Here is a 24,029-nt window from a genome sequence, read left to right on the forward strand (position 1 = left end):
AGCATTCTGCTGGGGATTGGCCGGTTAGTCGAGTTTGGCGGTGGGCGGTTCCTGCGCCGGCTTGCCGTCGACCATTGGCACGATGGTTTTCGTTTCCGGTTCGATCGGCACCAATTTATATTCCTGGCCGTGAAGGTTCTTGAGGTAGACCTCCATCTGGCGGAACGAGATGTTGATGTGCTGCTTCTTGAACTCGCGGTTGATGAAGCGGTTGACCTCATCGAGCACCGGGTTGCGGTCGCCCAGGTCGCGCACATGCATGCGCAGTTCGTGGTCGAGAGTGCTTTCGCCGAAGTTCAGGAAGTACACGTGCGGCTCGGGTTCCTTGAGCACCCGCGGGTTTTCCCGTGCGGCTTTCAACAGCAGTTCTTTCACCAGGTCGAGGTCCGAGCCGTAGTCGACCCCGAGCTTGAGGGTGACTCGGGTGATGGTATCGGTCAGCGACCAGTTGATCAGTTGCCCGGTAATGAACGTCTTGTTCGGGACGATGATGTCCTTGCGGTCGAAGTCGGTGATGGTGGTGGCGCGGATGCGGATCTTGCTCACCGTACCCGACAGGTTGCCGATGGTGATGGTGTCGCCAATGCGCACCGGGCGTTCGAACAGGATCATGATGCCGGAGATGAAGTTGGCGAAGATCTCCTGCATGCCGAAGCCAAGGCCTACCGACAGTGCCGCGACCAGCCATTGCAGCTTGTCCCAGCTCACGCCGAGGGTCGACAGGGTCGAGACGAAACCGATGCCGGCGATCACATAGGACAGCAGCGTGGTGGTGGCGTAGGCGCTGCCCTGGGCCAGGTTCAGCTTCGACAGCACGAACACTTCCAGCAGACCCGGCAAGTTACGCGCCAGGGCAAAGGTGATGCCGATGATGATCAGCGCGCCGAGCATGTCGCCGATGCTGATGGGCACCATGCTCATGTTGGCACCGGTGCCGCTGGTGTATTCGTAGAGGGTGACGTTGTCCAGGTACGAGAACACCGTGATCAGGTCGGCCCAGACCCAGTAGAGCGCGGCGATGAAGCCGCCCAGCAGCGCCAGGCGGATCAGGCGCAGGGACTGTTCGTTGACCTTCTCGATGTCCATCGTCGGTTCTTCGATGACCGCTTCGCCATCGCCAGCTTCCTTCGCCGCCTGGCGTTTGGCCAGGGCGCGCTGGTAAGCCAGGCGGCGTGCCGCCACGCTCAGGCCGCGCACGAAAGTCGCTTCGATCACCAGCCAGAACATCAGCAGGTAAAGGGTGTTGATCAGCCGGTCACTGAGTTTCAGCGCGGTGTAGTAGTAGCCAAAGCACACGGCCACGAACAGCGCGATGGGCAACGCGGTAAACCCGATGCCCAAGACCTTGCGGAACAGCGAGGCGTTTTCGTGGGTCGGGCTGCTGATCAGCAAGCGGCTGAGCAGCCAGGTCATCAAGGCGTAGCAGATCAGCACCACCGGCATGCCGAGCACGTCATCGGCCAAAGCCGCTGGTTGCAGCTCGGCAACCGCCACCACGGTGACCAGCGCCATCACCACCATGCCAAGGCGACGAACCCAGCCGCGGAGGAATTCGACCTGGGGTTTTTCCCAGCGGAAATGCAGTTCCGCTACGCCACCTGGCGCCAGGATGCGGTAGGCGGTGTAGAACACCAGCCAGGCCCCGGCCATTTGCAGCAACGCCGCGCCCATGCTCGCGTTCTGCCCGCGGGCGTCGATTTGCAGGGCCAGGCCACACAGGGCGAGGCCCAGCGACACCGGCATCGCCAACAGGATGTTGATCAGGATGGCCTGGGGCGTGTGCCACTGGCTGTCGCGCTTGAAGTGGCCGATGTCCTGGTGAACCTTGTTGAGGCGCGCATACAGCTGCTTGCGTCGCCACAGCAGTGCGCCAATCAGCAACGCCAGCGGCAGGAACAGCAGGGGGCGCTGGGTCAGGCCGTCGACCAGTTCACTCAGGCTTGAGGCCCAGGGCAGGGTGTCGACCTGACGGTTCAGGCGTTCTGGAACAGCCCGCATCCACTCCACATCCAGTGGCTTGTTGCTGGGAATCCAGAACATCTGCTCATCGAGGGTCGCGCGCAGGCTTTGCGCCGTGCTGAGCAGTTGTTTCTGGTTCAGTTGCAGGGTGATGGATTCGTTAAGCACCGCGCTCAGTTCGCGGTTCAGCCGCTCCAGCAGGTCGGCGCGGGTGGTGGCCAGTTCCAGCAGGCTCTTGCGCAGCTGCGGCGTGACTTGTTCCGGCGGCTGGGTCGACAGCAGGTTGTCGACGTAGGCGGCCGGGTTGCTGAGCAACTCCCGTTGCTGGCTGACTTCGAACTGATACAGGCGAATGTCGGCGATCTGGTCCGCCAGGTCACGGTCGACCCGAAGGCGCGGCAAGGCCTGTTTCTGTTTGTAGAGAATCTTGGAGAGCAGCAGGCTGCCCTTGAGCACGTTGATCTGTTCGTCCAGGGCGGAATCGCTCTGGGTCAGGCTGTCCAGTTGCTGCTTGGTCTGCAGGTTTTTCTGAGTGACTTCGTTGAGGCGGTCGGTGCTTTTGAGCAGGTAGTCCGAGAGCTTCAGGTTGGCCGTGCTTTCGATGGCCAGCAGGCTGCTGCCGCCGGCCTTCTGGGCTTCGATCGATTGCTGGGTGACCGTTTCCTGGGACTGCGCGAGGCGCTTCTGGTTAATCAGGTTTTGCAGCTCTTGAATTTCCTGGTCCAGGCGATCTGATTTTTCCGACAGCAGATCATGCTGGCTGTTGCCCAGGTCTTGCAGCTGAGTGTTGCCCGCCAGTTCCTGGCGGCGCAGCGGGATCAGGGCGTTCAAGGCCGCGAGCTCGGCATTGAGCTGGTCCCGTTGCTCGCCGCTCAGGGTCTTGCCGGCGTCTTTGCCGGCCTTGAGGATGTTGTTGATCTGCTGGATGCGCGTCTGGCTGGCGGAAATTTCCGCCTGTGCGCGTTCGGGGCGAGTCTGGGCGGTGATGATCAGGCTGTTGGCGTCGCCCAGGGCTTTTTGCAGATCGCTTTGCTGGGTTGCCCGTTCGGTGAGCATTTGCTCAAGCTGCTGGATCGACTCCTTGGCAAAGCGTTGCGCCACCGGCACCACGCTGCTGGCCTTCAGGCGGGCCAGTTCACGCTGGTTCTCGATGGTCAGTTTGGGCGCGGTCGCCAGTTGTTGCTTGAGGTCGACCAGCTTCTGCTCGTAGTCGCGCTGGTTGTTGAGCTGTGTCAGCGTGCTTTGCAGGACCGATTGCAGGGCCTTCTGGTCGGCTTCGGGCAGTTTGCGGTCGGCGATCTTGTCCAGGCTCGCCTGCACGGATTCGCGGTTCGGCGGTTCGGCGGCTTGTACTGTACCGACAGAGAGGCTCAGCCCCAAAAGGACCATGACGAAAAAAGTGCGCAGGCTTGACATAGAGACCGATCAAAAACAGGACGAAGAGTGGAGTTTAGAGGAAGAGTCCCGGACCCGGGCGACTTCCTTCGGGGAATCTGACGCCCACTTTGCCGATCTTGTTCCCCTCCATGACCGCGACGGTCCAGATGGTATTGTTCCATTCCACCTGGTCACCGACCACGGGTGCACCGCCAACTTTCTGGGCAATGAAGTGGCCCAGGGACATGTCCGGATCGATGCCTTCGACCTTCAACCCGTACAGGGCAGCAACCGCGGCCAGCTGGGCGTCTCCTTCGAGTACGAAGTCGCCGAAGAAGCGCAAATCGAGGCCGCGTTGCGGTGCCTGGCTGAACAGTTTTCCGAGGGCCGCCAGGTTGTGTTCGTGGCCGATAACACACAGTAAATCATCGACTTCGAGCACCGTACTACCCGACGGATGGAGCAGTTGCTGGCCACGAAACAGGGCGGCGATGCGCGTGCCTTCCGGCATTTTCAGTTCGCGAAGGGGCGAGCCGATGCACCATTTTTCGGCGCCAAGACGATAAACGAACAGTTCCCACTCGCTGGTGACGTGCACTTCCAGGGCGGAGCGGGAAATTGGCGCAGGCTCGGGCGGCACGGTTACCTTCAGGAGCTTGGCGATCCATGGCAGGCTAGTGCCTTGCACCAGCAGCGACACCAGCACGATAAAGAAGGCGAGGTTGAAGTACAGTTGGGCGTTGGGCAGGCCCGCCATCAGCGGGAACACCGCCAGAATGATCGGAACCGCACCGCGCAGACCAACCCAGGAAATGAACGCTTTCTCTCGCCCGTGGAAGGCCTTGAACGGCAGCAGGCCGACCATCACCGACAACGGTCGGGCAAACAGGATCATCCACAGCGCCAGTCCCAGCGCCGGCAATGCAATCGGCAACAGGTCGTGGGGCGTGACCAGCAGCCCCAGCACCAGGAACATGCCGATCTGCGCCAGCCAGGCCATGCCGTCGAGCATGTGCAGAATGCCGTGGCGGCTGCGCACCGGCCGGTTACCGATGACCAGCCCGCACAGGTACACGGCCAGGAAACCGCTGCCATGCAGGGCGTTGGTCAGGGCGAACACCACCAGGCCGCCGGCAATGACCAGGATGGGATAGAGGCCGGTGGCCAGGTTGATCCGGTTGACCAGTTGCAGCATGAGCCAGCCACCGCCGAGGCCGATCACACCGCCGATGCCGAACTCGCGCAGCAGGTGGGTCAGCAGGCTCCAGTGCAGGCCGGTCTGGCCACTGGCGAGCATGTCGATCAGGGTCACGGTGAGGAACACCGCCATCGGGTCGTTGCTGCCGGATTCGATCTCCAGGCTGGCGGTCACCCGTTCGTTCAGGCCTTTGCCGCCCAGCAGCGAAAACACCGCAGCGGCGTCGGTGGAGCCGACGATGGCGCCGATCAGCAGGCCCTGGATCAGGTTCAGGTCGAACAGCCAGGCCGCGGCCATGCCGGTCAACCCGGTGGTGATCAACACCCCGACCGTGGCCAGCGACAGCGCCGGCCATAACGCCACGCGGAAACTCGACACGCGGGTACGCAATCCGCCGTCGAGCAGGATCACCGCCAATGCCAGGTTGCCCACCAGATAAGCGGTGGGGTAGTTGTCGAAGATAATGCCGCCGCCATCGACGCCGGCCGCCATACCCACGGCCAGGATGATCACCAGGATCGGGATGCCGAGGCGCGACGAGAGTGAACTCACCAGAATGCTCGCACCTACCAGCAACGCGCCGATCAAGAACAGGCTGTTGATGGTCGTCGCATTCAAAGGCAGTACTCCGGAAGGCTGGAAAGCGGGCACAAACTGACCATGCAGTCTGCGTGCCAGCGATTCTAACCTGTTGAAATGTGATGCTGTCAAAAAGCTTTGCACGGGCACACGGTCGATGCTCGTGGATTTGCACCATGGCGACGAAGTGCAGGAACCAGATCGGCCAATCACAGTCTCTACAGTTCGCGAGAATGGTCACCGGCCAGGAAAATCAAGGCCTTGCGCCCGCATAACCCTGGCATCCATCGTGACTTTTCTTTATCGTACGCGCCCTTTGAAAATGCCCGGAAAATCAAAATGTTGGAAGCATCCCTAAGCCAATTGGAACAACTGGTCAGCGACCTCGTGCAACAGAACCAGGCGTTGGTCGGCACCAACCAGGCCCTGAGCGCCGAACTGGCCCAGGCCAAGGACGAAAACGAAAGCCTGCAACTGAGCCTGATGGAACAGGAAGAGAAGCAAGGCGCCACCGTAGCACGCATCCAGGCCCTGGTTGAGCGCGTCAGCGCTGGCCCTGTCAACGCATGAGTTACGGCCCAGGTGTGAAAGTCGTCTCGATCCTGGGGGAAGACTATTCGATCAAGGCACCGGCCGGGGAAGAGCAGACCCTGCTGGACGCTGCGTTGATGCTGAAAGCTGCCCTGGCCGACACCAAAAAGAAGTACCCGACCCTGATCGGTGACCGACTGCTGGTGCTGGCGGCGATGAATCTGTGTTCCCAGCAGATCGAAATGCAAAAGCAGCACAAACAGGAACTCGACCGTTACCAAGAGCAAGTCAGCGCCACGGTTGAAGTGATCTCCAAGACGATCAATCAGGCCTGATCGGCTTTGCGCACAACCAAAGAATAAATTGTCGGTTTAGTTGTATACAATCGGCACGGCTGTTGCAGTGTTTCAGCCTCTTATTCTTTGGGGGTGCTCCATGCAGTTCTGGCGTCGCAGTATTCAGTGGCAATTGATCCTGAGCATGGGCACCGCCCTGCTGGTCAGCATCGTGATCGTGGTTGGCGTTTATACCCTCGTGGTCAACCGCCTCGCCCAGCGCTATCTGGTCGAACAGGCGCTGCCGTCGAGCATCGAAGCGATGCGCAACGACATCGAACGCATCCTCGTCCAACCCCTCACCGCCGCCAAGGACATCGCCAGCAACAGCATGGTGCGTGACTGGCTGGCTGCGGGTGAAGACAGTGCCCAGGTCGACACCTTTACTGCCTATCTCGAAGGCATCCGCGCCGAGCACAAGGCCTTTACCACGATTATCGTCGGTACCGCGTCCAATCATTACTTCAACGAAAAAGGCCTGGACCGGACCCTCAGTCGTTCCAATCCGAAAGACGCCTGGTTCTACTCGTTTCTCGACAGCAACCAGCCGCGCACGCTCAATATCGACAACGACACGGCCACCGGAGAATTGGCGCTGTTCATCGACCTTAAAGTCGAGAAGGCAGGAAAGGTGGTGGGCGTCGCCGGGCTGGGACTGAGCATGAAAGGACTCTCGGAGCTGATTCACAACTTCAGTTTCGGTGAGCGCGGCAAGGTCTATCTCGTGCGTTCCGACGGTTTGATCCAGGTCCATCCTGAAGCGCAATTCAGTGGCAAACGCACCTTGGCTGAGCAGGTGGGTGGCCCTGCGGCGCAAGCGGTCATGAGTCAAGGAAGCGCAGCGAGCAGCAACTTCCAGCGCGATGGCGAAGATTTCCTGGCATTGAGCCTGCCCCTGCGCGATCTCGGCTGGACCCTGGTGGCCGAAGTGCCACAGGCGCAAATCTACGCCGAGGCCCGTCGCGCCATGTGGATGAGCGGCGGTATCGGCCTGGCGGTGGCACTGGTGTGCCTGCTGCTGGTGGTGTTGCTGGCCCGTGGCCTGGTACGGCCGATTCGTCAGGTAACAGCGGCGCTGGTCGCCATCGGTAGCGGTGGTGGAGATTTGACCCATCGGCTGGATGCCAGTCGCGCCGATGAACTGGGAGATCTGGCGCGCGGGTTCAATCGGTTCCTTGATAGCCAGCGCGAGATGATCGGCGAAGTGCTGGCCACCAGCGAACGCTTGCGCACCGCAGTCGGCCAGGTGGCGCGGGTGGTGGACAACACCGCAGAGCGTTCCGGACGCCAGCAGGAGATGACCGACATGGTTGCCACCGCTGTTCACGAAATGGGCTTGACCGTGCAGGAAATTGCGCAAAACGCCGGCAACGCGGCAGTCGCTTCGCAAAACGCCCGGGATGAAGCCCTGCAGGCTCGGGAAGTGGTCGGCGGTTCGATCCGCCATATTGAAAGCATGTCCGACGAAATCGGTGTCGCCGCCAGCGCCGTGGGCGAGCTGGCCAATCAGGTGGCATCGATCGATCAGGTGCTGGCGGTGATTCGCGGGATTTCCGAACAGACCAACCTGCTGGCGCTCAATGCCGCCATCGAAGCTGCGCGGGCCGGGGACATGGGCCGCGGATTTGCGGTGGTGGCCGATGAAGTGCGCACTTTGGCTCGGCGTACCCAGGCTTCCACCGATGAGATCCAGCAGATAATCGGCAGCCTCAAACAGGGCGCGGAGAACGCGGTGTCTTCGATGCATTCCGGGCAAGCGGCCACGGGCACGGGGGTTGAGTCGAGCCAGCGCACCGGGGCCTCGTTGACGGCGATTACCGGGCAGGTCGAACGCATCAGCGACATGAACCACCAGGTGGCGACGGCGACTGAAGAGCAGTCGGCGGTGACCGAGGAGATCAATCGCAACGTGCAGGGGATTTCCGACCTGGCGCGGGCGACGGCGGGGGAGGTCAGGGCTTGCCGGGAGGATTGTCAGACGTTGCAGCGGTTGGCGGATGATCTGGCGCGGCAGATGGGTGGGTTTCGCTTGAGCTGATGGGTTGTCGGTGCGGGCCTCTTCGCGAGCAAGCCCGCTCCCACAGTGGATCGCATTTCAACTGTGGGAGCGGGCTTGCTCGCGAATGGATTTCAGCTGCACCTCAAGACTTGGATCAGAACCACTCATCCTGCATGTTCAAGCAAACATCATCCCGCGCCTCAAGAATCGCTAGTTCATGGTGGCAACCCGGCACTTCCCAGGTCAGGAAGTACCGTGCCGCCTGCAACTTGCCTTTATAGAAACTCACATCCGCCGCATTCCCCTTGGCCAGCCCTTCCTCGGCGCGAATCGCCTGTTCCAGCCAGCGCCAGCCAATCACCGCATGGCCGAACACTTTCAGGTACAGCGCGGAGTTCGCCAGGCTGCTGTTGACCTTGCCCTGGGCCAGGTCCGTCAGCAGGCCAATGGTCACGGTTTGCAGGCGCGCCACCAGTTTCTCCAGCGGCTCACGCAGTGCAGTCAGCGATTCATGGGCGTGCGCGCGCTCGGTGGTGTCGGCGATCAGGCGGATCAGTTGCTTAAGCCCGGCACCGCCGTTCTGTGCCAGTTTGCGCCCCAGCAGGTCCAGCGACTGGATGCCGTGGGTGCCTTCGTGGATCGGGTTGAGGCGGTTGTCGCGGTAGTACTGTTCCACCGGATATTCGCGGGTATAGCCGTGACCGCCGAGGATCTGGATCGCCAGCTCGTTGGCTTTCAGGCAAAACTCCGACGGCCAGGATTTGGCGATGGGCGTCAGCAGGTCCAGCAGTTCATGGGCCTGCTTGCGTTCGGCTTCGGTCTCGAGGGTGGTGGTGTCGTCGAACAGGCGGGCGGTGTACAAACCCAGGTCGAACGAACCTTCGACGTAAGCCTTCTGGGTCAGCAGCATGCGTTTGACGTCGGCGTGCTGGATGATCGCCACGGGCGCAGTGTTCGGGTCCTTGCTGTCCGGCACGCGACCCTGCGGACGCTCGCGGGCGTACTCCAGGGAATATAGGTAGCCGGCGTAGCCAAGCATCACCGCGCCCATGCCGACGCCGATCCGCGCTTCGTTCATCATCTGGAACATGTAGCTCAGGCCGTGGTGCGGCTTGCCCACCAGATAGCCGACGCACTCACCGTTATCGCCGAAGTTCAGCGCGGTAGACGTGGTGCCGCGCCAGCCCATCTTGTGGAACAGCCCTGCCAGCAGCACGTCGTTACGCTGGCCAAGACTGCCGTCATCGTTGACCAGGAACTTGGGCACGATGAACAGCGAAATGCCCTTCACCCCGGCGGGTGCATCCGGCAGCTTGGCCAGGACCATGTGCACGATGTTTTCCGACAGCGGATGATCGCCGCCGGAGATGAAGATCTTGTTGCCCTTGAGTCGATAGGTGCCGTCCGGCGCAGGCTCGGCCCGTGTACGAATGTCCGACAGCGACGAGCCCGCATGGGGTTCGGTCAGGGCCATGGTGCCAAAGAAGCGACCGTCGATCATCGGTTGCAGGAAGCGGCGCTTCTGTTCTTCGGTGCCGAAACTTTCGATCAGGTTCGCCGCGCCCATGGTCAGGAAGGGATAGGACGTCGTCGCCGCGTTGGCGGATTGAAAGTGGGCGAAGCAGGCCTGGGACAGCAGGGTGGGCAGTTGCATGCCGCCGGCGTCGAAACTGCGTGCGGCATTGAGGAAACCGGCTTCGAGGAAGGCATCCACCGCCGGTTTCACTTCCGGAATCAAAATCGCCTGGCCGTCTTCATAACGAGGCTCGTTCTCGTCGCCCTTGCGGTTGTGCGGGGCGAAAAACTTCTCGGCGATGTTGCGGGCGGTGCCGAGGGCGGCATCGAAGGTCTCGCGATTGTGCTCGGCGAAACGCTCACGCTGGGTCAGGCCCTCGGCATCGAGGACTTCATACAGCTCGAAAGCCAGATTGCGGGAACTGAGCAACGTCTCGGACATGGCGGCCTACCTTTTGTTGGGATGGGCCGAGTCTAGGCGTGGGAATAGTGGTTGAACAGGATGATTGATGAGCGTGATGGTAGGACAGAGCAGGGCCTTAGCCGGCGCCACAATAACAAATGTGGGAGCGGGCTTGCTCGCGAAGGCTGTGTGTCATTCAACATCTTTGTTGAATACACACAGCCTTCGCGAGCAAGCCCGCTCCCACAGGGGTATTGCATATCGGGCAGCCATTGCGGCTGCCCGATCGTGTTGCGGTTTATCCGATGGTCATCAAGCTGGCATTACCACCCGCCGCAGCCGTGTTAACGCTCAAGGCCCGCTCAATCACCAGGCGCTCCAACGCAATGTTGGTCTCACCCTGCGACAAGCCCTGAACCCCGACAATGGCGCCGGCACGCTTGGCCACTTGCTGGCAAACCGCGCGCAACTGGTCGGAATGGCCGTGATGCAGAACTGCATCAATCACCACTTCGTCCTTGTTCCAGTCGGACACCAGTTTGATGCGTGCCTGAATGTCTTTCGGCAGGCGGGCGAACAAAGCCTTGGTCAGCTCAGCTTCCGGCCATACCGCCGAACCGCCGACAGCCAGTACTGCCGCCAGTTGCGTCAGCAGATCGCCTTCGACTTCCGCCAGGCACAGCACGTGCTCACGCGGCAGGATCGCATAACTGTTGCGCTCGCCGGTCGGGCCAGCCAGAACGCGGGTGATACCGCTTTGCGATTGTGCGGCGAACTGTACGCACAGGGTGCTCAGGTCGGCGAACTTGTTGCTGTCGGCCCAGGCTTTCAGGGCGGTCAGCGGCTTGCTCATGGCGTCGCGCAGGCGAACGTCCGGTGCTGCGATGGCATCACCGCGAGCGAAGGATTGTTCGATCGCATCGGTAGGACGAGTCGACAGCAGGCGGTACAGGTACAGCGGGCCACCGGCTTTCGGACCAGTACCCGACAGGCCTTCGCCGCCGAACGGCTGCACGCCGACCACGGCACCGACGATGTTGCGGTTCACGTAGACGTTACCGGCATTGACGTTGTCGATCACCTTGGCGATCGTCTCGTCGATGCGGGTGTGCACACCCAGGGTCAGACCGTAGCCGGAAGCGTTGATCTGCGCGATCAGTTGATCGATGTCCTTGCGCTTGTAGCGCACCACGTGCAGCACCGGACCGAAGATCTCCCGTTGCAGTTCGTCGAAGCTTTCCAGTTCGATCAGCGTCGGCATCACGAAGGTGCCGCGTTTGACTTCTTCGGCGTCGGCGATGGCCACCTGGTACACGCTGCGACCTTTGTCGCGCATGGCCTGGATGTGCTTCTCGATGCCAGCCTTGGCTTCGGCGTCGATCACCGGGCCGATGTCCACGGACAGGCGCTCAGGGTTGCCGAGGCGGCTTTCAGCCATGGCGCCCTTGAGCATTTCGATCACGCGGTCGGCGGAATCTTCCTGCAGGCACAGCACGCGCAGGGCTGAGCACCGCTGGCCGGCGCTGTCGAAGGCCGAGGAAACCACGTCGATCACAACCTGTTCGGTCAGTGCCGAAGAGTCGACGATCATCGCGTTCTGGCCACCGGTTTCGGCGATCAGCGGAATCGGGCGACCCTGGCTGTCCAGGCGACCGGCAATGTTGCGTTGCAGCAGACGAGCGACTTCGGTGGAACCGGTGAACATCACGCCTTTGACGCGATCGTCACCCACAAGGCCAGCGCCGACGGTTTCGCCGCGACCCGGCAGCAGTTGCAGCACGCCCTCGGGAATGCCGGCTTCGAGCAGCAGGCGCACGGCTTGAGCAGCGACCAGCGGAGTCTGTTCCGCAGGCTTGGCCAAGACCGGGTTACCGGCTGCCAGTGCCGCAGCTACCTGGCCGCTGAAAATCGCCAGCGGGAAGTTCCACGGGCTGATGCACACCACCGGGCCCAGCGGACGGTGGGCGTCATTGGTGAAGTCGTTGCGTGCCTGCACCGCGTAGTAACGCAGGAAGTCCACGGCTTCACGCACTTCGGCGATGGCGTTGGCGAAGGTCTTGCCGGCTTCGCGAGCCAGGAGGCCCATCAGCGGCTGGATCTCACCTTCCATCAAATCGGCAGCGCGTTCCAGGATCGCAGCGCGTTCGGCCGGCGGGGTGGCCTGCCAGATCGGCGCAGCGTTCAGGGCGCACTGGATCGCGTTGTCGACGTCTTCGACGGTCGCTTCCTGTACATGGCCAACCACGTCACGCAGGTCGGACGGGTTCAGCACTGGCGCGGGGGTTTCGCTGCTGGACGCGCAACCGAGCATCGGCGCGGCCTTCCAGTGGTTGTGCGCGGTGGCCAGAAGGGCGCAGGACAGGGAAGCCAGACGATGTTCGTTGGCCATGTCGATGCCGCTGGAGTTGGCGCGCTCGGCACCGTACAGGTCACGCGGCAGCGGAATGCGCGGGTGCGGCAGGCCGAAACCACCTTCCACGGTCGCCATCTGCTCGATGCTGGCTACCGGGTCGGCTACCAGTTCCTGGATCGAAATCGACTGGTCGGCAATCCGGTTGACGAACGAGGTGTTCGCGCCGTTTTCCAGCAGGCGACGCACCAGGTAGGCCAGCAGGGTTTCATGGGTGCCGACCGGTGCGTACACGCGGCACGGACGGTTCAGCTTGCCTTCGGAAACTTTGCCTACAACCTGTTCGTACAGCGGTTCACCCATGCCGTGCAGGCACTGGAACTCATACTGGCCCGGGTAATAGTTCTGACCGGCGATGTGATAAATGGCCGACAGGGTGTGGGCGTTGTGCGTGGCGAACTGCGGGTAGATGACTTCCGGCACCGACAGCAGTTTGCGTGCGCAAGCGATGTAGGACACGTCGGTGTACACCTTGCGGGTGTAGACCGGATAGCCTTCCAGGCCTTCGACCTGGGCGCGCTTGATCTCGCTGTCCCAGTACGCGCCTTTCACCAGGCGGATCATCAGGCGATGACGGCTGCGGCGAGCCAGGTCGATCACGTAGTCGATCACGTACGGGCAACGCTTCTGGTAAGCCTGGATGACGAAACCGATGCCGTTCCAGCCAGTCAGTTGCGGCTCGAAGCACAGGCGCTCGAGCAGATCCAGCGACAGCTCCAGTCGGTCGGCTTCTTCGGCGTCGATGTTCAGGCCGATGTCGTATTGCTTGGCCAGCAGGGTCAGCGACAGCAGGCGCGGGTACAGCTCGTCCATCACACGCTCGTACTGCGCACGGCTGTAACGCGGGTGCAGGGCGGACAGCTTGATCGAAATGCCCGGGCCTTCATAAATCCCACGACCGTGGGACGCTTTGCCGATCGAGTGGATGGCTTGTTCGTACGAGGCCAGGTACTTCTGCGCATCGTGCTCGGTCAGTGCGGCTTCACCGAGCATGTCGTAGGAATAGCGGAAACCCTTGGCTTCGAACTTGCTGGCGTTGGCCAGGGCTTCGGCGATGGTTTCGCCGGTGACGAACTGCTCGCCCATCAGGCGCATGGCCATGTCGACGCCCTTGCGGATCATCGGCTCGCCGCTCTTGCCGATGATGCGGCTCAGGGACGACGTCAGGCCAGCTTCGTTGTGCGTGGACACCAGCTTGCCGGTCAGCAGCAGGCCCCAGGTCGCGGCGTTGACGAACAACGACGGGCTGTTGCCCAGGTGCGGGTGCCAGTTGCCGGTGCTGATCTTGTCGCGGATCAGGGCGTCGCGGGTGCCTTTGTCCGGGATGCGCAGCAGCGCTTCGGCCAGGCACATCAGCGCTACGCCTTCCTGGGACGACAGGGAGAATTCCTGCAGCAGGCCCTGAACGATACCGGCACGGCCGCCAGCGCTCTTCTGGTTGCGCAGTTTTTCCGCGATAGACGCGGCGAGTTTGTTGGTGGCTTCGGCCATAGGCGCCGGCAGGCGAGCCTGCTCGATCAGCATCGGCACCACTTCCGGCTCAGGGCGACGGTAGGCGGCAGTGATCGAAGCGCGCAGGACCGATTGCGGCAGGATGCTTTCGGCGAATTCGAGGAAGCACTGGTGGGCATGATCCAGAGGCGCGTCGACGCTGTCGTCGGAATCCTTGGTCAAACCGTTCAGCTCGGACAGGGTTGCACCACCCTCGAGTTTTTCCAGGTAATTGAAGATTGCCTGCTTGATCAGCCAATGCGGCGTGCGATCAATCGAGGTCGCGGCAGCCTTGAGGCGTTCGCGGGTCGGGTCGTCAAGTTTGACCCCAAGGGTGGTGGTAGCCATGTTTTTATCCTCATGTTTGCCACGACTGCGTGGCATCAGCTGGCGGCAAGATTAGCCGTGCGACTGTTGAGGTGCAACCGGGTGCAACCCTTTTTTTGTCGGAATGTTACGCAGCTCGTCAGGAAATAAATTCTGGTACACAAGTGCCGCCTCTGCTTGGTGCTTTTTAGGGTGGCTGCTCCTTCTTCTTGCTCCGAAAAGGAGCAAAAAACCGGTTTTGAAATTTATTTCCGACTAGGTGCAACTTATTCTCGAGAAACTGGTTGCACCTTATTTGCTTTGTTGAATAGCATTCGCGCCCAAGGTGCAACCCGAACTCGATTCGGGTGCTCCGGCTGATGGCTTTCCTGGGGAAACATCAGTCATAAATGCGCGGGATCCCGGATCGCCTGTCAAACGTCACCGTTTGCCAGCGGTTCACCAGCCGCCGCTACATAAAAACAAAGCCAGGGCGTCACTTAAATGAGCGTAAGCAATCCAACCCTGATCACGTTCGTGATCTACATCGCAGCAATGGTGCTGATCGGCTTCATGGCCTATCGCTCTACCAACAACCTTTCCGATTACATCCTGGGCGGCCGTAGCCTGGGCAGCGTCGTGACCGCGTTGTCCGCTGGTGCCTCCGACATGAGCGGCTGGTTGTTGATGGGCCTGCCGGGCGCGATCTACATGTCCGGTCTGTCCGAAAGCTGGATCGCCATCGGCCTGATCGTCGGTGCGTACCTCAACTGGCTGTTCGTCGCTGGCCGTCTGCGTGTGCAGACCGAGCACAACGGCGATGCGCTGACCCTGCCGGACTACTTCTCCAGTCGTTTCGAAGACAAAAGCGGCCTGCTGCGGATCATCTCCGCCGTCGTGATCCTGGTGTTCTTCACCATCTACTGCGCTTCCGGCATCGTGGCCGGCGCCCGTCTGTTCGAAAGCACCTTCGGCATGTCCTACGAGACTGCGCTGTGGGCCGGCGCTGCGGCGACGATTGCCTACACCTTCGTCGGCGGTTTCCTGGCAGTGAGCTGGACTGACACCGTACAAGCGACCCTGATGATCTTCGCCCTGTTGCTCACGCCGATCATCGTGCTGCTGGCCACCGGTGGCGTCGACACCACGTTCCTGGCCATCGAAGCGCAAGACGCCAGCAACTTCGACATGCTGAAGAACACCACCTTCATCGGCATCATCTCGCTGATGGGTTGGGGCCTGGGCTACTTCGGCCAGCCGCACATCCTGGCGCGTTTCATGGCAGCCGATTCCGTGAAGTCGATCGCCAAGGCCCGTCGCATCTCCATGGCCTGGATGATCCTGTGCCTGGGCGGCACTGTGGCCGTAGGCTTCTTCGGCATCGCGTACTTCTCGGCGCACCCTGATGTGGCCGGTCCTGTGACCGAAAACCACGAGCGTGTGTTCATTGAACTGGCGAAAATCCTGTTCAACCCATGGGTTGCCGGTGTACTGCTGTCGGCCATTCTGGCGGCGGTCATGAGCACCCTGAGCTGCCAGCTGCTGGTGTGCTCGAGCGCCCTGACCGAAGACTTCTACAAGACCTTCCTGCGTAAATCCGCTTCCCAGGTTGAACTGGTCTGGGTCGGTCGCGCCATGGTGCTGCTGGTTGCCCTGATTGCCATCGCGATGGCCGCCAACCCGGAAAACCGCGTACTGGGCCTGGTGAGCTACGCCTGGGCCGGTTTCGGCGCTGCATTCGGTCCGGTCGTACTGATCTCCGTGATCTGGAAAGACATGACCCGCAACGGCGCACTGGCCGGCATCCTGGTCGGCGCGATCACCGTGATCGTCTGGAAGCATTTCGAACTGCTGGGCCTGTACGAAATCATCCCTGGCTTCATCTTCGCCAGCCTGGCGATCTACATCGTCAGCAAGCTGGGCACGCCGACTGCCGGCATGCTTTCGCGCTTTGCTGCTGCCGAGGCGGATTTCCGTTTGAACAAGTGATAAGTGATGGGGTGAACGTTCCCCATCGCTGATGAAAGAACGGCTCGCAGCCTCAAGGTGCGGGCCGTTTTTTTTGGCGTGCCAGGACCGAAAACCGGCGTTAGTCATCCCGTTTCCGTGGTCCTTTTCCGTCCAGCTCGTAAGGCATTTCCTGATTTTCTAGACCGTCTTGAGTTTCCTCTTTGTCCACGTACTTTGCGTTAAGCCGCTCATCCCGAGTCGGCTTATCGATGGTTAACAGTGGTGCGCTTTCCATGACTGGGGCGCCAGCAGAGAGGGAGATCAGCAATGGCCAAAGGACATTTCATTCGCCTGGGTGACGAGACCACTTGCGGCGGCAAGGTGTTGGAAGCCGACACCCGCGTCATGATGTTTGGTATCGCCCATGCGCGTGAAGGCGACCGCGTTTCCTGCGGCGGTTCAGGATGTGTGTTCTGCGGGAAACACCGAAGCTTGTGAGAGAGTCAAATTCACTGAGGCGGGAAGCTTTGCTGGAGGTCTGGCCGGTGGCTGGGCATCCGGTATTGTGTTAAGTGCCCCTGTAGTTGGAGGGCTCTGCGTGGGCCTTGGTGGTTATACCAGAGGATTATCCGTATTGGCTTGCGGAGTTTTGGTGGTCGGAGGAGCAACCTTTTCTGCAGGTCAAGCGGGTGAAAAAGTTGGTGAGAATATCGCTGAGAAAATTTATGAGTTAGTGAAGTGACTTTGAGCACAGCTGATACATTATTTCTCGTAGTCGGACTAATTGATTTCGGAGGGCTCATCGCATGCATTGGATTTACCCTGTACCTGGCCTATACAAAAATGAAGGTCTTGCTGGGTTATTTCCAAAACAGCCCTGCCGTTATAAGTCTTGCACCTCTAAGCTGCGGCGGACCTTGGGGGAAATTGATGGTGGTAGGGGGGATCTCCGGGTTTGTGACATTCCCCGATTTCTACATTAAACGCGGTCGTATCAGTGCCGACGATATAAGAAGCCTACCGTCATCACTTAGATTTAGGCTGATTGTATTGCAGTGGTCTGTGATCGTTCTTCTATTGATTATGTTCTGCCTCGCAGCGATGGTTGAAATGGAGATTTTCTAGTCGGCCTCTGCAGCTTAAAGATGTCGTTTATATGCGTCCGTAAGATCAGTTGCGGCGGCTACGCGCGGGCACGCTTCGGCGTGGTCGAGTTTTCCCAAGGTCTCGATATTCCTACCCCGCGCTTAGCTGCCACCCTAGCCTGTAGGAAGGCTGATGGCAGCTCCGATTCATCTTTGGGAGCTACTAATGAAAACAATTCACCCCGATCCGCCCTACGAAAAACCAACTCCCTATCCCGACAACCGCTTCATGGCATTGACCAGCAACTGCACCGATATGCCCACCCTATTCGTCGACACCCACGCGCCACTCGACGTCCTTGCGGACGCCGCAAACTACAGAGTACGCGCAGTTACCCAGGTGCTTGAGAACCTGTCGATGCGCGGTTCCATCGAGTGTGAGTCCTTTATCCTCAGCGACTTTGCCTTGCTTTGCGCTATTCCGCTGCGCGATGGCTGTGACGTGCTGGATGTGGTTGGGCGGCGGTTGCGGGCGTGGCCTTCAGCAGGGGCGTAGGCATCGTCACAAGATCAAGATCAAGATCAAGATCAAAAGATCGCAGCCTTCGGCAGCTCCTACAGGTGTCAGATCCATCTTGCGCGATCCCTGTAGGAGCTGCCGAAGGCTGCGATCTTTTGACGTTGAGGGCCACTCAGCCCCCAACCCCTGACTTGCTGGCCGGTAAAAGGTAAACTTGCCGGCCTTCGCAGGAGCAACCATGAATTATCGCCACGCCTTCCATGCCGGCAATCACGCCGATGTGTTCAAACACCTGACCTTGACCCGCCTCATCGCACTGATGTCGCGCAAGGAGCAGCCGTTTGCCTATCTCGACACTCACGCCGGCATTGGTCTGTACGACCTTCAAGGCGATCAGGCCAGCCGTACCGGTGAGTACCTGGAAGGCATCGCGCGTTTGTGGGATCAGCCGGATCTGCCGATCCTGACGGCTGATTACATGCAGGTGCTGCATGAGATGAACCCGGATGGACAGTTACGCTATTACCCGGGGTCGCCGGAGTTGGCGCGGCGCCTGACGCGTGCGCAGGACCGTGTGTTGCTCAACGAGAAACACCCGGAAGACGGCGTGTTGCTCAAGGACAATATGGCCGGGGATCGGCGGGTCAAGGTGCATCTTGGTGAAGGCTGGCATGTGCCGCGGGCGTTGCTTCCAGTGCCCGAGAAGCGCGCGGTGATGTTGATCGATCCGCCGTTCGAAAAGCTCGACGAGATGCAGCGCTGTGCAGCGTCCTTGAAAGAGGCTGTGGGGCGGATGCGCCAGACCGTGGCGGCGATCTGGTATCCGGTGAAGGATCAGCGCGCGTTGCGGCGTTTCTATCAGGATCTGGCCGGTACCGGTGCGCCGAAGTTGTTGCGGGTCGAGTTGCTGGTGCATCCGTTGGATACGCCTAACAGCCTGAACGGCTCCGGTTTGGCGATTGCCAATCCGCCGTGGGGGCTGGAGGAAGAGTTGCGTGAGTTGCTGCCGTGGTTGTCCGAGAAGCTTGGGCAGACGCAGGGCGGGTGGCGGATGGATTGGTTGATTGCCGAGTAATGCTCGGCCTGTAGGAGCCGGCTTGCCGGCGAAGGCGTCCGGGAGATCACCGTAAGGCTTCCCGCCGCCTTCGCTGGCAAGCCAGCTCCTACAAGTGATTTTGCGTCAGATCAGATAGGGCAGGTCACACCGGTACCGCCAATCCCGCAATAGCCTTCCGGGTTTTTCGCCAGATACTGCTGGTGATAAGCCTCGGCGAAGAAAAACGTCGGCGCTTCGTCGATTTCGGTAGTGATGGTGCCCTTGCCGGCCTTGGTCAGTTCGACCTGGAACACCTGCGCGCTTTTTTTCGCGGCTTCCAGTTGGCTCGGGTTGGTCGCGTAGATCACCGAGCGATACTGGGTGCCGAGGTCATTGCCCTGGCGCATGCCCTGGGTCGGGTTGTGCAGTTCCCAGAACATCTTCAGCAGCGCTTCGTAGCTGACTTTTGCCGGCTCGTAGACCACCAGCACGACTTCGCTATGGCCGGTCAAGCCAGAGCAGACTTCTTCGTAAGTCGGGTTCGGGGTGAAGCCGCCAGCGTAACCCACGGCCGTACTGACCACGCCTTCACGCTGCCAGAACCTGCGTTCAGCGCCCCAGAAGCAGCCAAGGCCGAAGATCGCGAAATCCACGTCCATCGCGAACGGACCCAGCAGCGGCGCGTCGTGGACGAAGTGTTTTTCCGGCACGGTCATGGGGGTTTCACGGCCAGGCAGAGCTTGTTCTTTGGTAGGGAGCACGTTTTTGTTCACCAGAATTTCCGAGCGCAGAACCATCTTCAGTCCTCTCAGTCATTGAAATAGTTAGAGATGCAGTGTGCCCGAGTGTTGGCTCGCTGTCAGGCGATCGGGCCGCGCGGATAGCGTTTGAGCCTGTCGATCAGGTCGAGGCCCGGGATCGGTTTGTCGAACAGGTAGCCCTGGCCAACGTCGCAACGGTGGCGACGCAGGAAGGCCAACTGCTCGGCGGTCTCGATGCCTTCAGCCACGACCTTGAGTTTCAGGTTGTGGGCCATGGCGATCACCGCGGAGGTGATTTCCATGTCGTCCTGGTTATCCGGGATCTCGTGGATGAAGCTTCGATCGATCTTGATGATGTCGATGGGGAATTTTTTCAAGTAGCTGAGCGACGAGTAACCGGTGCCGAAGTCGTCCATCGCCAGGGTCAGGCCCAGGCGCTTGAGCTGGTCGAGTTGTAGGTGAGTGTCTTCGGTGGCTTCCAGCAGCAGGCCTTCGGTCAGTTCCAGCTCCAGCAGGCGCGACGGCAGCGCTTCTTCCTTGAGGATGTTGGCGATGGACGCCACCAGGTCCGGGTCGGAGAACTGCTTGGGTGACAGGTTGATGGCCACCTGCAGGTTGCCCAGGCCGGCGGCCGTCAGCGCCTTGCTCATGCGGCAGGCCTGGCGGGCGATCCATTTGCCGATCGGTATGATCAGGCCGGTTTCTTCCGCGACGCTGATGAACTGGTCTGGGCGGATCATGCCTTTTTCCGGGTGATTCCAGCGCAACAGCGCTTCCATCCCCAGCAGGCGTCCGCTGCGCAGGCAGAGCTTGGGTTGGTAGAACACGTCCAGTTCGTTCTGGGTCAGGGCGCGACGCAGGTTGTTTTCGACGAACAGCTTGTAGCTGGCCTCGGCGTTCAGGGCTTCGGTGAAGACCTGCACCTGATGTTTGCCGTTGGCCTTGGCCTTGTGCAGGGCCAGCCCGGCGTTGCGCATCAGGGTCTGCGGGTCGCGCCCATGCAAGGGGGCACAGGCCAGGCCGACCGAGCCGGTCACGCTGATCAGCTGGTTGTCGACGAACATCGGTTTGTCGAGGGTCGTGAGCAATTGGTTGGCGACCTGCTGCCCGAGTTCAAGGCCCGTGTTGTCCAGCAGCACCGCGAATTCGTTACTGGCAAACCGCGCCAGGCTACCACCCGGGTTGAGGCTGTTGCGCAGGCGCCGGGCCAGGCTGATCAGCAGCTTGTCGCCGGTCTGATGGCCGAGGCTGTCGTTGATCCGCTTGAAGTTGTCGATGTCGACCAGCAACAGGCTGATCGGCGCGTCGCTGTCGCGGGCGAAGCGTTCGTCGAGGTTGCGAATGAAGGCCGGGCGGTTGCCAAGGTTGGTCAGGTTGTCGGTGTAGGCCAGGCGCTCGATGCGTTGCTGGGCGAGCTTGGTCTGGGTAATGTCTTCATAGATGCCGATGTAATGGGTCAGCTCGCGGTTGTCGCCATAGACCTTGGAGATCGACAGCTGGCCCCAGTAGGGTTCGAGGTTTTTGCGGCGGCTCTTGAACTCGCCCTGCCAGCTGTTGCTCTTGGCCAACGCGGAGGGCGCGTCGAACAGCAGTTCACTGAGGTTCTCCAGTGCCGGCAATTCCGCCAGGCGCTGGCCGTGGACTTCTTCGGTGGTGTACTGGGTAATCGCCGTGAAGCTCGGGTTGACGTACTCCACGATGCCATCGCAATTGACCAGCAAAAAGGCGTTGGCGCTTTGCTCGACCGCCCGCTGGAACAGATGCAGGGCGCTGGTGGCGGTGCGTCGGTTGTGATTGTTGATGACCTGGGCGAATTGATCCGCCAACTCGCCGGCAAAGGCGATTTCGTCCGACTGCCAGGCGCGGGTCGCACCGGTTTGTTCCAGGCACAACACGCCGACCACCTGGCCGTCGACACGGATGCTGGCATCGAGCATCGCATTGACGTCCCGCGGGCGCAGGCTTTCGGCCATGTCCCGGGTGCGCGGGTCGCGCATGGCGTTGTGGGCATCGATGGCGCGGCCGGTATGCAGGGCGTCGAGGTAATCGGGGAATATGCTGACGTCGATCGGCGCCGGCAACAGGTATTCCTGGGTCGAGCGGTGATAGGCCGAGATGGGCGCCAGCATCGAGCCTTCCAGGTGCCACAGGCTGGCGCAGTCGATCTGGTAAATCTCGCAGGCGCTGCGCGTGATCAGTTCGGCGGCTTCCCGCAGGGAATTGTTGCTGCTGTAGCGCTGGCGGGTCAGCAGCAGGATCAGGTCCTGCTGGGCACGCGCCCGGTCCAGATGTTGCAGTTGCTCCTGCTGGGCGCGCTGGTTGAGCTCCAGGGCGATTTGCAGGCGCGAGTTCTGGGTTTCGAGGTCCAGCGCCGGCAGCAGCGGGTCATCCTCGAACAGGCCGTCAATGACCAGCAGGTAACCGCGCAACAGGTGTCGATTGTGTTGTTTGTAGGCTTCGCCCAGTTCCAGCAGGCTCAGCGAGCCAGAGGCGGTGTGCAGGGTGTAGCGGATCAGATAGTGGGTGCTTTCGCTCAACTGCGCCTGAATCGCATCGTGCAGCTGATAGCGAGCTTCCGGCTCCATCAGGCTGGCGTAGGGCGAGCCGACCAGGGCGCACAGCTCCACCGCCGGCAGGCCGAACTGGCGTTCGCAATTGGGGTCGAGAAACAGCAGCGCCCAGCTTGGTTCATTCAGCCGTTCGAAACGCAGCATGCCGAGCCGCGAGGGCACAGGCAGCTGCGTCACTACCTCGGCCACCATACGGCTGGCGGCATCGGGTTGGCTTTTCATGGAGGGAAACTCGCTTCGAATATGCTGATCGCGCCGGGCTCTCGCCCTCTTTACTGTTGCCTGCGGCAAGGTTGCATCATTGCGACACTGACTGACAAGAGAGATGAAGGCCAAGTGCTATAAGAATATGTCGGCAGCAGTGAAGATTTCTCCAGCGCACGACTGAAAGATTGTATTAGGCCAAAAGGTTCGCAGCCTTCGGCAGCTCCTACAGGGGGTTGTGTACTCCTGTAGGAGCTGTCGAAGGCTGCGATCTTTTGCGTTTAACGCAGCAAAATACTGACCGCCTGTAACAGGCCGCCATCCCGGTCGTGATAGCGCACATGAACCTGCTCCGAATCGACGATCAGGTGCGCGAAGTTATCCTGGCTGATCACATCACTGGTCAGCGCGTGTCGGTAATCGCCCCCAGCGGTTCGGGCCAGGGGTTTATCGAGGATGAAGGTGGAGGCCTTGGCATAGGGCAGCAGCTTGCTGTTGCACAGGGGCGAGGAGACGATGGTATGCACTTCGAAGCTCGGGTCCGTGCTGTGGGTCAGACGGCTGGTCAATGAGCCGTGGACGTCGCCTGAAATGATGAAGACATTTTTGATGGCGTATGTGCGAATCGTTTCAAGCAGCCGTAGTCGTTGCGCGGGAAAGCCTTGCCAGGCGTCGTTGTCCGGGCGTTTGTTGTCGGGGTAGAACATGACGCTGGTGACCACGAATTTGACCCGGGCCGAACTGTTGATCAGCCACTCGCACAAGGCCTGCTCCTGCTCGATATCGAGGATGCGTCGGTCGCTGGCTGCAAGATTGCGTCGGGTACGGGTGTCGGTGACGAACCATTCGATATCACCGTCGGTGAACTGGTACCAGTATTTGTCCAGTTTTCGGTTGATTTGCCCATCGGCGCAGAGTTCGTATGCCGGGCCATGGCTGGCCTGGTACAACTCATAGGCGTTCATCGCATTGGCATATAGAAAGTCATCGGACTTGTTTCTGTTGGCTGGCCAATTGTCCTCGATCTCATGATCATCGAGGGTCATATAAGTTGGCAGGGCTGACATTAACTTTGCGATGTGTGGCTGTGAAAAGGCCACGCGATATTTGCGAAGAATATCCTTGAGTTCGCGGTCCGGGGCAATGAAGTTCAGATCATCGACGTAGATCTGGTCACCGGTCATCAACATTGCACTGACAGGCGGATCGGCCTGCTCGGCCAGTCTTGCTATTGACGCGAATATCCTGTCACCCAGATGCGGTTCGGCCGCAATGCCTGCGGTCAGCCGCAGATAGCGACAAGAGCCCGTGACATAGGCCTTGGGTTGTGCGGCCTGGCTCGAGCGGGTGCGCAGACGATGGATTTGCCGAGGCCACTGCAAGGGCAGTTCCTGGATTGTCTCTACAGAGGAAACAGGCTTGATCGGGTTGAACCAGCCGGCTTGATATTCATGCACGGTGTCGGCGGTCAGGTTGTTGAGAACCAGGACGGCGGACATGTCACGGGCTTTCTCGAGTTCGGCGAAAGTACCCTTTGACCAGTTCTCGTCACCGAGGCGCCGATAACGAATGCCGGCAAATGCACGTGCGTCTTTATTTGCCTCTCCACGCAAAAAGATGCGTGCGTGGTTAGTTGTGGTGTGGCCAATGATTGGCCCGACTGTAGGTTTAAACATGTTCGAATCCATTCGGTTGGTATTAACGAGCAATCGGCTTTAAATGGCCGTGCAAGCAGGCTAGTTATTTGGCCTTGAAAAATACCGGGCTGAAATGGACTCGACTTGTGGGGGATATCAGCCA

Annotated in this window: 14 protein-coding genes and 1 pseudogene; 8 read left to right on the forward strand and 7 right to left on the reverse strand. The window is 60.4% G+C overall.

Annotated elements, in window-relative coordinates; translation table 11 throughout:
* Window positions 1-24 precede the first annotated feature (24 nt).
* Both mscK and SOP85_RS08870 read right to left on the reverse strand, forming a co-directional pair.
* On the reverse strand, window positions 25-3,375 hold the full coding sequence (gene mscK, locus SOP85_RS08865) for a mechanosensitive channel MscK (RefSeq protein ID WP_323626716.1): 3,351 nt from the start codon (window positions 3,373-3,375) through the stop codon (window positions 25-27).
* A 34-nt stretch (window positions 3,376-3,409) separates the two neighbouring features.
* Window positions 3,410-5,152 carry a potassium/proton antiporter gene (locus tag SOP85_RS08870; protein WP_274076050.1) on the reverse strand — a complete coding sequence of 581 codons (1,743 nt, stop codon included), beginning with the start codon at window positions 5,150-5,152 and terminating at the stop codon, window positions 3,410-3,412.
* Between the two features lie 300 nt (window positions 5,153-5,452).
* On the opposite strand from SOP85_RS08870, the gene SOP85_RS08875 reads away from it, so the two are divergent.
* The 4 genes and pseudogenes from SOP85_RS08875 to SOP85_RS31350 all read left to right on the forward strand — a co-directional run bounded on the left by SOP85_RS08875 (window position 5,453) and on the right by SOP85_RS31350 (window position 8,017).
* Entirely contained in the window at window positions 5,453-5,683 is a 231-nt protein-coding gene (locus SOP85_RS08875) for a hypothetical protein (protein WP_046819963.1), read from the forward strand.
* Complete coding sequence (locus tag SOP85_RS08880; protein ID WP_046819903.1) at window positions 5,680-5,979, forward strand: cell division protein ZapA; 300 nt, start codon at window positions 5,680-5,682, stop codon at window positions 5,977-5,979. The genes SOP85_RS08875 and SOP85_RS08880 overlap by 4 nt, the downstream gene beginning before the upstream one ends.
* 145 nt (window positions 5,980-6,124) lie before the next feature.
* A pseudogene (locus SOP85_RS31345) lies at window positions 6,125-7,153 on the forward strand (HAMP domain-containing protein); the annotation flags it as partial.
* A 132-nt stretch (window positions 7,154-7,285) separates the two neighbouring features.
* A complete protein-coding gene (locus tag SOP85_RS31350) occupies window positions 7,286-8,017 on the forward strand; it encodes a methyl-accepting chemotaxis protein (RefSeq protein ID WP_442967900.1) in 732 nt (243 codons plus the stop codon).
* A 115-nt stretch (window positions 8,018-8,132) separates the two neighbouring features.
* Here SOP85_RS31350 and SOP85_RS08890 read toward each other — a convergent pair whose 3' ends face one another.
* Together SOP85_RS08890 and putA are read right to left on the reverse strand one after the other, a co-directional pair.
* The gene (locus SOP85_RS08890) at window positions 8,133-9,935 is read right to left on the reverse strand and encodes an acyl-CoA dehydrogenase (RefSeq protein WP_323626718.1); all 1,803 of its coding nucleotides are present in this window, start codon (window positions 9,933-9,935) and stop codon (window positions 8,133-8,135) included.
* Between the two features lie 259 nt (window positions 9,936-10,194).
* Window positions 10,195-14,145, reverse strand: a complete 3,951-nt coding sequence (gene putA, locus SOP85_RS08895) for a trifunctional transcriptional regulator/proline dehydrogenase/L-glutamate gamma-semialdehyde dehydrogenase (protein WP_323626719.1) — start codon at window positions 14,143-14,145, stop codon at window positions 10,195-10,197.
* Window positions 14,146-14,607: 462 nt separating this feature from the next.
* On the opposite strand from putA, the gene putP reads away from it, so the two are divergent.
* The 4 genes from putP to SOP85_RS08915 all read left to right on the forward strand — a co-directional run bounded on the left by putP (window position 14,608) and on the right by SOP85_RS08915 (window position 18,733).
* Window positions 14,608-16,092: a sodium/proline symporter PutP gene (putP, locus tag SOP85_RS08900; protein ID WP_323626720.1), complete on the forward strand. Its 1,485-nt coding sequence runs from the start codon at window positions 14,608-14,610 to the stop codon at window positions 16,090-16,092.
* Window positions 16,093-16,380: 288 nt separating this feature from the next.
* Window positions 16,381-16,551 (forward strand): PAAR domain-containing protein, encoded by a 171-nt coding sequence (locus SOP85_RS08905; RefSeq protein ID WP_274076045.1) that lies wholly within the window; start codon window positions 16,381-16,383, stop codon window positions 16,549-16,551.
* 813 nt (window positions 16,552-17,364) lie between these two features.
* Window positions 17,365-17,694 carry a hypothetical protein gene (locus tag SOP85_RS08910; RefSeq protein WP_323626721.1) on the forward strand — a complete coding sequence of 110 codons (330 nt, stop codon included), beginning with the start codon at window positions 17,365-17,367 and terminating at the stop codon, window positions 17,692-17,694.
* 202 nt (window positions 17,695-17,896) lie between these two features.
* Window positions 17,897-18,733 carry a 23S rRNA (adenine(2030)-N(6))-methyltransferase RlmJ gene (locus SOP85_RS08915; RefSeq protein WP_323608931.1) on the forward strand — a complete coding sequence of 279 codons (837 nt, stop codon included), beginning with the start codon at window positions 17,897-17,899 and terminating at the stop codon, window positions 18,731-18,733.
* A gap of 110 nt (window positions 18,734-18,843) precedes the next feature.
* Here the strand turns inward: SOP85_RS08915 and msrA are convergent, their stop codons facing one another.
* The 3 genes from msrA to SOP85_RS08930 all read right to left on the reverse strand — a co-directional run bounded on the left by msrA (window position 18,844) and on the right by SOP85_RS08930 (window position 23,905).
* Window positions 18,844-19,491, reverse strand: a complete 648-nt coding sequence (gene msrA, locus SOP85_RS08920; RefSeq protein ID WP_274076042.1) for a peptide-methionine (S)-S-oxide reductase MsrA — start codon at window positions 19,489-19,491, stop codon at window positions 18,844-18,846.
* Window positions 19,492-19,553: 62 nt separating this feature from the next.
* A complete protein-coding gene (locus SOP85_RS08925) occupies window positions 19,554-22,247 on the reverse strand; it encodes a putative bifunctional diguanylate cyclase/phosphodiesterase (RefSeq protein ID WP_323608929.1) in 2,694 nt (897 codons plus the stop codon).
* Window positions 22,248-22,510: 263 nt separating this feature from the next.
* Window positions 22,511-23,905: an alkaline phosphatase D family protein gene (locus SOP85_RS08930; protein WP_323626755.1), complete on the reverse strand. Its 1,395-nt coding sequence runs from the start codon at window positions 23,903-23,905 to the stop codon at window positions 22,511-22,513.
* Between the last annotated feature and the right edge of the window lie 124 nt (window positions 23,906-24,029).

It is taken from the genome of Pseudomonas sp. YuFO20, from assembly GCF_035064975.1.
GTDB lineage: Bacteria > Pseudomonadota > Gammaproteobacteria > Pseudomonadales > Pseudomonadaceae > Aquipseudomonas > Aquipseudomonas putida_AE.